The organism is Streptomyces similanensis, assembly GCF_039543625.1.
GTDB lineage: Bacteria > Actinomycetota > Actinomycetes > Streptomycetales > Streptomycetaceae > Streptomyces > Streptomyces similanensis.
The window spans coordinates 1-11,971 of record NZ_BAABKC010000003.1 but is presented as its reverse complement, the minus strand read 5'-3'; the positions used below and the strand labels follow the sequence as shown (position 1 = coordinate 11,971).

1 protein-coding gene is annotated in these 11,971 nt (G+C 69.8%); it reads left to right on the top strand.

From position 1 onward, the window contains the following. Positions 1 to 11,971: amino acid adenylation domain-containing protein (locus tag ABEB07_RS01330; protein WP_345666645.1), on the top strand; the 11,971-nt coding region annotated here is incomplete at both ends.

Sequence of the window (11,971 nt, the reverse complement as noted above, 5' to 3'; positions counted from 1 at the left end):
CCGGCTGGAGTATCTGGGGCGTGCGGATGAGCAGGTGAAGATCCGTGGGTTCCGGATCGAGCCGGGTGAGGTCGAGGCGGTTCTGTCGGCGCATCCGGGTGTGGGGCAGGCGGCGGTCGTCGTCCGTGAGGACGTGGCCGGGGACAAGCGCCTGGTCGGCTATGTCGTTCCGGTCCGGGACGACAGTGCCGTGCCGCAGGACCTCGCCGCCGATGTGCGTGCCTTCTCGGCCGGACGGCTGCCGCAGTACATGGTCCCGTCGGCGGTGGTGGTGCTGGACGCGCTGCCGCTGACGGTGAACGGCAAGCTGGACCGCAAGGCGCTGCCCGCGCCCGCCTACACCTCGGACGGCGGGCGCCTGCCGGCCACGCCCCAGGAGGAGATCCTCTGCCAGGCGTTCGCCCAGGTCCTCGGCCTGGACAAGGTCGGGGTCGATGACGACTTCTTCGCACTCGGCGGTCATTCGCTGCTGGCGACGCGTCTGGTGAGCCGGGTGCGTGCGGTGCTGGGGGTGGAGGTGGCGCTGCGGACGCTGTTCGAGACGCCCACACCGGCCGGACTCGCGACCAGGCTGGACCAGGCGGGCGCGGCGCGTCCGGCGCTGCTGGCGGGGGAACGTCCGCAGCGGGTGCCGCTGTCGTACGCCCAGCGCCGGCTGTGGTTCATCGGGCAGCTGGAGGGCCCGAGCGCGACGTACAACCTTCCGATCGGGGTGCGGCTGACCGGCCCGCTGGACCGGCGGGCACTGGAGGGCGCCCTGCGGGACGTGCTGGGGCGCCATGAGGTGCTGCGGACGGTGTTCGCGGTGGCCGACGGGGAGCCGTATCAGCGGATTCTGCCGGTCGAGGAGGCCGGGTTCGCGCTGACCGTCACCGAGGTGGGCGCGGAGGAGCTGGCCGGGGCGGTGGCTGAGGCCGCGCGGTACACCTTCGATCTCGCGGAGGAGATCCCTGTCCGGGCGCGGCTGTTCTCGGCTGGTCCGGATGAGCATGTGCTGATGCTGGTGGTGCACCACATCGCGGGTGACGGCTGGTCGATGGGACCGCTGGCGCGGGACGTGTCCGTGGCGTACGAGGCCAGGAGCGCGGGCCGGGCGCCCGAGTGGGCGCCGCTGCCGGTGCAGTACGCGGATTACGTGCTGTGGCAGCAGGAGGTGTTCGGGTCGGAGGACGATCCGGAGAGTGTGCTGTCGCGGCAGGTGGACTTCTGGCGCGAGGCGCTGGCGGACGCCCCGGAGGAGCTGACGCTGCCCTACGACCGGACACGCCCCGCCGTTGCCTCACACCGCGGTGGCAGGGTGCGCTTTGTCCTGCCCGCCGACGTCCATGAGGGACTGACGCGGCTGGCGCGCGAGTCCGGTGCGAGTCCGTTCATGGTCGTGCAGGCGGCGTACGCGGCACTGCTCACGCGGTTGGGCGCGGGAACCGACGTACCGATCGGCTCACCGATCGCCGGCCGGACGGACCAGTCGCTGGACGATCTGGTCGGCATGTTCGTCAACATGCTGGTCCTGCGCACCGACACGTCAGGGGACCCGACCTTCCGTGAGCTCGTCGCGCGGGTCAAGGAGACCGACCTGGCCGCGTACGCGCACCAGGACGTGCCCTTCGAGCGACTGGTGGAGGTCCTCAACCCGACCCGCTCCATGGCCCGGCACCCACTGTTCCAGGTCGTGCTGAGCTTCCAGAACAACCGCGGGGCCAGGCTTGAGATGGCCGGTCTCGGCGGTGCGCTCGAACACGCGCAGTCCACCACGGCCAAGTACGACCTCTCGCTCTACATGGAGGAGCGGGAGGAGGGCATGGCCGGCGCGCTGGAATACGCCCTCGATGTGTTCGATGCGGCGACGGCTGAGCGGTTGGTGGGTTGGTTCGGGCGGTTGTTGGGTGGTTTGGTGGCGGATCCTGATGTGCGGGTGGGGGGTGTGGAGTTCCTTGGTGAGGGTGAGCGGTCGTTGGTGTTGGGTTGGGCTGGTGGGGTGGGTGAGGGGTTGGTGGGGCGTTCTTCGGTGGTGGAGTTGTTTGAGGCGCAGGTGGTGCGTGATCCGGGTGCGGTGGCGGTGGTGTGTGAGGGGCGGTCGTTGTCGTATGGGGAGTTGAATGCGTGGGCGAATCGTCTGGCGCGGTCGTTGGTGGCTCGGGGTGCGGGGCCTGAGCGGTTGGTGGCGTTGGTGTTGCCGCGGTCGGTGGAGTTGGTGGTGGCGGTGTTGGCGGTGTTGAAGTCGGGTGCGGCGTATGTGCCGGTGGATCCGGAGTATCCGGCGGAGCGGGTGGCGTTGGTGTTGGAGGAGGCGCGTCCGGTGGTGACGTTGGGTGTGGGTGAGGTGGATGTGGAGGAGGGGTTGTTCGGTGAGGGTGATTTGGGGGTGGGGGTGTTGCCGGAGTCTGCGGCGTATGTGATTTATACGTCGGGTTCGACGGGGCGGCCGAAGGGTGTGGTGGTGCCGCATCAGAATGTGGTGCGGTTGTTGGGGTCGACGCGGGAGTGGTTCGGGTTCGGTCCGGATGATGTGTGGACGTTGTTCCATTCGTATGCGTTCGATTTCTCGGTGTGGGAGTTGTGGGGTGCGTTGTTGCATGGTGGGCGGTTGGTGGTGGTGCCGTTCGGGGTGAGTCGGGAGCCGCGGGAGTTCGCGCGGTTGTTGGCGGAGGAGGGGGTGACGGTGCTGAATCAGACGCCGTCGGCGTTCTATCAGTTGATGGGGGTGGAGCGGGACGACTGGGTGTTGCGGTGTGTGGTGTTCGGTGGTGAGGCGTTGGATGTGGGTCGTCTGGAGGGGTGGTTCGAGCGGCATGGTGATGGGGGGCCGCGGTTGGTGAATATGTACGGGATCACGGAGACGACGGTGCATGTCTCGTATTTCCCGCTGGAGGGTGCGGGTGTGCGGGGTGGGCGTGATGCTGGTGTGGTGGGTGTGGGTCTTCCGGATCTGCGGGTGTTCGTGCTGGATGAGTGGTTGCGTCCGGTGCCGGTGGGTGTCGCGGGTGAGGTGTATGTGGCGGGTGCGGGTCTGGCGCGGGGGTATGTGCGGCGTGCGGGGTTGACGTCGGAGCGGTTCGTGGCGTGTCCGTTCGGTGGTGCGGGTGAGCGGATGTATCGGACGGGGGATCGTGCGCACTGGAGGGGTGATGGCCGGCTGGTGTATGGGGGGCGTGGGGATGAGCAGGTGCAGTTGCGTGGGTTCCGGGTGGAGTTGGGTGAGGTGGGGGCGGTGTTGGCGCGTCATGGTGGGGTGCGGGATGTGGCGGTGGTGGTGCGGGATGAGCGGTTGGTGGCGTATGTGGTGGGTGAGGTGTCGGGGGCGGAGCTGCGGGCGTTTGCTGCGGGGTGGTTGCCGGAGTACATGGTGCCGTCGGCTGTGGTGGTGCTGGAGGTGCTGCCTTTGACGGTGAACGGGAAGCTGGACCGTAAGGCGCTGCCGGCTCCCGCTTTCACGGCCGGTGGCGGTCGTGGTCCGGCGACGGTGCAGGAGGAGATTCTGTGCCAGGTGTTCGCGCAGGTGCTGGGTCTGCCCGCGGTGGGTGTGGACGACGACTTCTTCGCGCTGGGCGGGCATTCGCTGCTCGCGGTGTCGTTGGTGGAGCAGTTGCGTGCTCGGGGTGTTGGTGTCTCGGTGCGGGCGTTGTTCCAGACGGCGACGCCGGCGGGTCTGGCGGCGGCCGCCGGGCCGGCCGAGGTGGTGGTGCCGGAGAACCGCATCCCGGAGGATGCCGAGCGGATCACCCCGGAGATGCTGCCGCTGGTGGATCTGTCGGAGGAGGAGGTCGGGCGGATCGTCGCGGCCGTCGAGGGGGGCGCGGCGAACATCGCCGACGTGTATCCCCTGGCGCCGTTGCAGGAGGGTCTGTTCTTCCACCACCTGTTGCAGGCGGACGGCGGTGTGGACGCGTATGTGGTGCCGCGGGTGCTGCGGTTCGACTCGCGGGAGCGGCTGGACGCGTTCCTCGGGGCGTTGCAGCGGGTGGTGGACCGGCACGACATCTACCGCACCGCGATCCTGTGGGAGCAGCTGCGCGAGCCGGTCCAGGTCGTCGTACGCCGGGCCGTACTGCCCGTCCACGAAGTCGCTCTCGACTCGCCTGGCCTCGATGCGCAGGAGCAGTTGAGTGCTGCGGCGGGGTCGGGGATGGACATCGGTCGTGCGCCGTTGATCGATGTGCACACGGCCGCTGAGCCGGGTGAGGGCGGTGGCTGGCTGGCGTTGCTGCGGATGCATCACCTGGTCCAGGACCACACCACGCAGGACGTGCTGCTGGACGAGTTGGGCGCGTTCCTGTCCGGGCGGGAGGACTCGCTGCCCGAGCCGCTGCCGTTCCGCAACTTCGTGGCGCAGGCGCGGCTGGGCGTGACGCGCGAGGAGCACGAGCGGTACTTCGCCGGCCTGCTGGCCGATGTGGAAGAGACGACCGCGCCCTACGGCCTGGTGGACGTGCACGGTGACGGCACCGGCGTGATCCGCTCCCATCTGCGGGTGGAGGACGGGATCGGCCGACGGGTGCGGGACGTCGCCCGGTCACTGGGCGTGAGTCCGGCCACCGTCTTCCATCTGGCGTGGGCGCGGGTGCTGGCGACGGTCAGCGGCCGTGACGACGTCGTGTTCGGCACGGTGCTGTTCGGGCGGATGAACGCCGGGACGGGCGCCGACCGGGTGCCGGGCCTGTTCATCAACACGCTGCCGGTCCGAGTCCGTGTCGATGCGGTGGGTGTGGGCCGGGCGTTGGAGGGGGTGCGTGATCAGCTGGCGGAGCTGCTGGTGCACGAGCACGCGCCGTTGACGCTGGCGCAGCAGGCCAGTGGTGTGCCGAACGGCAGTCCGCTGTTCACCTCGCTGTTCAACTACCGGCACGGCAAGCGTCCGCAGACGGACTCCGGGCCGGCCGACACCACCTCGCCCAAGGGCATCAGCACGCTGTCGATGCAAGAGGTGACGAACTATCCGGTGGCCGTCTCGGTGGACGACCTGGAGACGCGGTTCGGGCTGACCGTGGACGCGGTGGGTGCGGTCGACGGGGAGGCGCTCTGCCGGCTGCTGCACACCTGCCTCGACCACCTCGTGGCCACGCTGGAGGACGACCCCGACGGCCTCCTGTCGGTGGTGGACATCCTCGACGCGACCGAACGGAACCGGCTCATCGAGGAGTGGAACGACACCACGACGCAGGTGGAAGCGACCACCGTCCCGGCGTTGTTCGCGGCCCAGGCGGCGCGCACGCCTGACGCCGTCGCGGTGGCCGTCGGGGACGTGGAGCTGACCTACGCGGAGCTGAACGCGCGCGCGAACCAGCTGGCGCGGCTCCTGGTGACCCATGGGGTCGGCCCCGAGACGTCGGTGGGGCTGGCGCTGTCGCGTTCGGCCGACCTGGTCGTCTCGATCCTCGCCGTGCTCAAGGCGGGAGCGGCCTATCTCCCGATCGACACCGACTACCCCGCGGACCGCATCGCCTTCATGGTGGAGGACGCGGCACTCGCCTGCGTGATCACCGCGCCCGCCGTCGCCGTGCCTGAACTGTCGGCGCCGCGCATCGTGCTGGGCGATCCCAGCACCGAGGGCGAGCTGGCCGAACGGTCCGCACAGGACCTCACGGACGCCGACCGCACCTGCCCCCTCAGCCCGGACCACCCGGCTTACGTCATCTACACCTCGGGTTCCACGGGGCGCCCGAAGGGCGTGGTCATCACTCACCGGAGTGCGGTCGGCTACCTCTCATGGGCCGCCGAGACCTACGAGGGCTTGCGCGGAGTGGCGGGGCTTCACTCGTCGGTAGCGTTCGACCTGACGGTGACATCGCTGCTGGGACCGCTGCTGGTCGGCGGGTGCGTGCGCGTGGTCGGGCTGACCGAAAGCACGGACATACACGAGGCGTTGTCGGGCGACAGAGCGTGCACCTTCTTGAAGGTGACTCCCAGCCACCTGGCGCTGCTGGGCGACCTGGCACAGGAGAGCCGGCTCTCCGGAGACCTGGTGGTGGGCGGCGAAGCCCTGTCGGTCGAGGTGATGCGGCGCTGGCGTCGCGCCAACCCCGCTGCCACGGTGGTGAACGAGTACGGCCCCACCGAAGCGACCGTCGGCTGCATCACCTACTCCCTCAGCCCCACCGACACCCTGCCCGTCGGCACGACCGACGGCCCGCCCGCGGACAGCGGCGTGCCGATCGGCGTGCCGGTGGCGAACACACGGGTGTATGTGCTGGACGGTGCGCTACGTCCGGTGCCGGTGGGTGTGGCGGGTGAACTGTATCTGTCCGGCGCGCAGTTGGCGCGCGGGTACAAGGGCCAGCCGGGACTGACGGGTGAGCGGTTCGTTGCGTGCCCGTTCGGTGGTGCGGGTGAGCGGATGTATCGGACGGGGGATGTGGCGCGGTGGTCGGTGGAAGGCCGGCTGGAGTATCTGGGGCGTGCGGATGAGCAGGTGAAGATCCGTGGGTTCCGGATCGAGCCGGGTGAGGTCGAGGCGGTTCTGTCGGCGCATCCGGGGGTGGGTCAGGCGGCGGTCGTCGTGCGTGAGGACGTGGCCGGGGACAAGCGTCTGGTCGCCTATGTGGTCGGTGATGCGGGTGCGGCGGAGCTGCGTGGCTTTGTGGCCGAGAGGCTGCCGCAGTACATGGTGCCGTCGGCGGTGGTGGTGCTGGATGTGCTGCCGTTGACGGTGAACGGGAAGCTGGATCGTAGGGCGCTGCCGGCTCCGGAGTACGTGAGTGGTGGGGGGCGTGGTCCGGCGACGGTGCAGGAGGAGATCCTGTGCCAGGCGTTCGCTCAGGTTCTCGGTCGGGAGCGGGTCGGGGTCGATGACGACTTCTTCGCGCTGGGTGGGCATTCGCTGTTGGCGACGCGGTTGGTGAGTCGGGTGCGTGCGGTGCTGGGGGTGGAGGTGGCGCTGCGGACGTTGTTCGAGGCGTCGACGCCGGCCGGTCTCGCCGCGCGGTTGGGGCAGGCGGGTGCGGCGCGTCCGGCGCTGGTGGCGGGGGAGCGGCCGCAGCGGGTGCCGCTGTCGTACGCCCAGCGCCGACTGTGGTTCCTGGCGCAACTGGAAGGCCCGAGTTCCACCTACAACCAGCCGCTGGTGCTGCGGCTGTCGGGTGAGCTGAACCGGGGCGCGCTGGAGGACGCGCTGCGGGATGTGATCGGGCGGCATGAGGTGCTGCGGACGGTGTTCGCGGTGGCCGACGGCGAGCCGTACCAGCGGATCCTGCCGGTCGAGGAGACCGGATTCGCGCTGACCGTCGCGGAGGTCGGTCCGGAGGAGGTGACCGAGGCGGTCGCGGAGACGGCACGGTACGCCTTCGATCTGGGCTCGGAGATCCCGTTGCGGGCGTGGCTGTTCGCTGCGGCTCCGGATGAGCATGTGCTGACGGTGGTGGTGCATCACATCGCGAGTGATGGGTGGTCGTCTGCTCCGTTCGAGCGGGATCTGACGTCCGCGTATGCGGCGCGGGTGGAGGGGCGGGTGCCGGTGTGGGCGCCGTTGCCGGTGCAGTACGCGGATTACGCGTTGTGGCAGCGGGAGTTGCTGGGTGAGGAGCGTGATCCGGAGAGTGTGCTGTCGCGGCAGGTGGGGTTCTGGCGTGAGGCGTTGGCGGGGGCTCCGGAGGAGCTGGCGTTGCCGTATGACCGGTCGCGTCCGGCGGTGGCCTCGCACGAGGGTCATGCGGTGCCGGTGGATGTGCCGGCCGCGGTGCACGCGCGGTTGCGTGAGGTGGCGCGTGAGCGTGGCGTGACGGTGTTCATGGTGTTGCAGGCGGCGTTGGCGGTGACGTTGTCGCGGTTGGGTGCGGGGACGGACATCCCGATCGGTTCGGCGATCGCGGGCCGTACGGATGAGGCGTTGGACGAGTTGGTGGGCTGCTTCGTCAACTCGCTGGTGGTGCGGACGGATCTGTCGGGTGATCCGACGTTCGGGCAGGTGCTGGAGCGGGTCCGGGAGACGAGTCTGGCCGCGTTCGGGCATCAGGACGTACCCTTCGAGCGGCTGGTGGAGGAACTGGCGCCGTCGCGGTCGGCGGCGCGGCATCCGTTGTTCCAGGTCATTTTGACCATGCAGGACACGGTGTCGGTGGCGGGCGTGGGCGGTGCGGCCGAGACGGTGTCGGGTCTGCGGGGCAGCGCGCTGCCGTTGGGCCGGGTCGGGGCGAAGTTCGATGTGTCCGTGCTGGTGGGCGAGCGGTTCGGCGCGGATGGCGCGCCGGCGGGGATCGGCGGGGTGGTGACGGGGGCTGCTGACCTGTTCGACCCGGCGACGGTGGCCCGGCTGGCCGAGGGTCTGTCGCTGCTGCTGGCGCAGGTGGTCGAGGACCCGTCGACCCGGGTGAGCGCGGCTGATGTGCTGGGGGCGGAGGAGCGGGATCGTGTGGTGGTGGAGTGGAACGCCACGGAGGTGCCGGTGGCGGCTTCCACGGTGTTGGGGCTGTTCGAGGAGCGGGTGGTGCGGTCGCCGGGTGCGGTGGCGGTGGTCGATGGGGACGGGGCGGTGTCGTTCGGGGAGTTGGATGCGCGGGCGAATCGGCTGGCGCATTATCTGCGGGCGCAGGGTGTGGGTGCGGAGTCGGTGGTGGGGTTGTGTCTGCCGCGGGGTGTGGAGATGGTGGTGGGGATGCTCGCGGTGTGGAAGGCGGGCGCGGGCTATGTGCCGGTGGACGCGGGACTGCCGGCGGAGCGGGTGGCGTTGGTGCTGCGCGACAGCGGCGCGGTGCTGACGTTGACGACAGAGGAGATCTTGGACGATCTCCCGGCGGGGCGGCATCGTCTGGTGGCGGTGGACAGTCCGTTGACTGCGATGCAGCTCGCGGCCGCCTCTGAGGCGGCGCCGGGGGTGGAGATACGTCCGGGGCAGGTGGCGTATGTGGTGTTCACGTCTGGTTCGACCGGGCGGCCGAAGGGTGTCGCGGTCACGCATGGTGGGCTGGCGAACTATGTGGCGTCGGTGCCGGAGCGGGTCGGGTTCGATGGCGGTGGCCGGTTTGCTGTGTTGCAGGGTCAGGCGACGGACCTGGCGAATACGACGGTGTTCGCGAGTCTGACGGGCGGGGGTGAGTTGCACTTCCTGGACGAGGAGCTGGTCACGGACCCGGCGGCGGTGGCCGCGTACTTGACCGAGCACCGGATTGACTGCTTGAAGGCGGTGCCGTCGCATGTGGCGGCTCTGGGCGCTGAGTCGGTGGGGTCGGTGGGGTCGTTGGTTCTGGGTGGTGAGGCGGCTTCGCCGGAGTTGGTGAACGGCCTGTTGGACGCGGTCGGTGAGGGTTCGGCGGTGTTCAATCATTACGGGCCGACGGAGACGACGGTCGGTGTGGCGACGGTGCGTCTGTCGCGGGAGTTGGCGGCTGGTGGGGCGGTGCCGGTGGGTGCTCCGGTGGCCAATACGCGGGTGTATGTGCTGGACGAGTGGCTGCGCCCGGTGCCGGTCGGCGTGGCCGGGGAGCTGTACGTGGCGGGTGCGCAGGTGGCGCGTGGTTATGTGGGTCGGGCTGGGCTGACGGGTGAGCGGTTCGTTGCGTGTCCGTTCGGTGGTGCGGGTGAGCGGATGTATCGGACGGGGGACCGTGCCCGGTGGTCGGGTGAGGGCAACCTCGTATTCGCGGGGCGTGCGGATGAGCAGGTGAAGATCCGTGGGTTCCGGGTGGAGCCGGGTGAGGTGCAGGCGGTCGTGGCCGCGCATCCGCTGGCCGAGGGGGCCGCGGTGGTCGCCCGGGAGGATGTGCCCGGGGATGTCCGCCTGGTCGCCTACGTCGTCACCGATGAGGTGGACGACGAGGTGGAGGCGGCCGAGTTCGCGGCGGCCGTGCGGGAGTTCGTGGCGGCTCGGTTGCCGGAGTACATGGTGCCGTCCGCCGTGGTCGTGCTGCCGGAGCTGCCGCTGACCAGCAATGGGAAGCTGGATCGTAGGGGCTTGCCGGCGCCTGATTATGGTGCGGCTGCGACGGCGGACAGTGGGCGTGGTCCGGCGACGGTGCAGGAGGAGATTCTGTGCCAGGCGTTCGCGCAGGTGCTGGGTCTGTCGGCGGTCGGGGTGGACGACGACTTCTTCACGCTGGGCGGTCATTCGCTGCTGGCGGTGGCCCTGGTGGAGCAGTTGCGGGGTCGAGGCGTCTCTGTCTCGGTGCGGGCGTTGTTCCAGACGCCGACGCCCGCGGGTCTGGCGGCGGCCGCCGGGCCGGCCGAGGTGGTGGTGCCGGAGAACCGCATCCCGGAGGATGCCGAGCGGATCACCCCGAACATGCTGCCGCTGGTGGATCTGTCGGAGGCCGAGGTCGCGCGGATCGTCGCAGCCGTCGAGGGGGGCGCGGCGAACGTCGCCGACGTGTATCCCCTGGCGCCCTTGCAGGAGGGTCTGTTCTTCCACCACCTGTTGCAGGCGGACGGCGGCGCGGACGTGTACGCGGCGCCGAGGGCCATGGAGTTCGACTCGCGGGAGCGGCTGGACGCGTTCCTCGGGGCGTTGCAGGGAGTGGTGGACCGGCACGACATCTACCGCACCGCGTTCCTTTGGGAGCAGTTGCCTGAGCCGGTCCAGGTCGTGGTCCGCCGGGCCGTCCTGCCCGTGCGCGAGATCGCTCTCGACCCCGAAGGCCCCAGCGACGTGGAGCAGTTGATCGCGGCGGCCGGCCCGAGCATGGATATCGGCCGTGCGCCGCTGATCGACGTGCACCTGGCCGCACAGCCGGACGGCGGCTGGCTGGCGTTGCTGCGGATGCATCACCTGGTCCAGGACCACACCGGACAGGACGTGCTCCTCGCGGAGATGGGCGCGTTCATGTCCGGGCGGGAGGATTCGCTGCCGGAGCCGCTGCCGTTCCGCAACTTCGTGGCGCAGGCGCGGCTGGGCGTCACGCGTGAGGAGCACGAGCGGTACTTCGCCGGTCTCCTGGCCGATGTGGAGGAGACGACCGCGCCGTACGGTCTGCTGGACGTGCACGGTGACGGCACCGGTGTGGTCCGCTCCCATCTGGGCGTGGATGAGGAGGTGGGGCGTCGGGTGCGTGAGGTGGCGCGGTCGCTGGGCGTGAGTCCGGCGTCGGTGTTCCATCTGGCGTGGGCGCGGGTGCTGGCGACGGTCAGCGGCCGTGACGACGTTGTGTTCGGCACGGTGCTGTTCGGGCGGATGAACGCCGGTGCGGGCGCCGACCGGGTGCCGGGCCTGTTCATCAACACACTGCCGGTCCGGGTGCGGGTCGACGCGGTGGGCGTGGGCCGGGCGCTGGAGGGGGTGCGTGATCAGCTGGCGGAGCTGCTGGTGCACGAACACGCGCCGCTGACGCTGGCGCAGCAGGCCAGTGGCGTGCCGAACGGCAGTCCGCTGTTCACCTCGCTGTTCAACTACCGGCACGGCAAGCGTCGGCAGGAGGAGGACCGACCGGCCGACGGCGCCGCGCCGAAGGGCATCAGCACGGTGTTCACCCGCGATGCCACCAACTACCCGGTCGCCGTCTCGGTGGACGACCTGGAGACGCGGTTCGGGCTGACCGTGGACGCGGTGGGTCCGGTCGACGGGGAGGCGCTCTGCCGGCTGCTGCACACCTGCCTCGACCACCTCGTGGCCATGCTGGAGGACGACCCCGACGGCCTTCTGTCAGCGGTGGACATCCTCGACGCGACCGAACAGAACCGGCTCCTCGTGGAGTGGAATGACACGGGGTTGGAGGTGGGTGGTTCGTCGTTGGTGGAGTTGTTTGCTGAGCAGGTGGTGCGTGATCCGGGTGCGGTGGCGTTGGTGTGTGAGGGGGTGGAGGTGTCGTATGGGGAGTTGGATGTGCGGGCGAATCGGTTGGCGCGTTGTTTGCGGGAGCGTGGTGTGGGTGTGGAGTCGGTGGTGGGGGTGTGTTTGGAGCGTGGTGTGGATTTGGTGGTGGGGTTGCTTGCGGTGTTGAAGGCGGGTGGGGCGTATGTGCCGGTGGATCCGGAGTTGCCGGTGGAGCGTGTGGGTGTGATGTTGGGGGATGCGGGTGCGGTGTGTGTGGTGACGTCGGTGGGGTGTGCT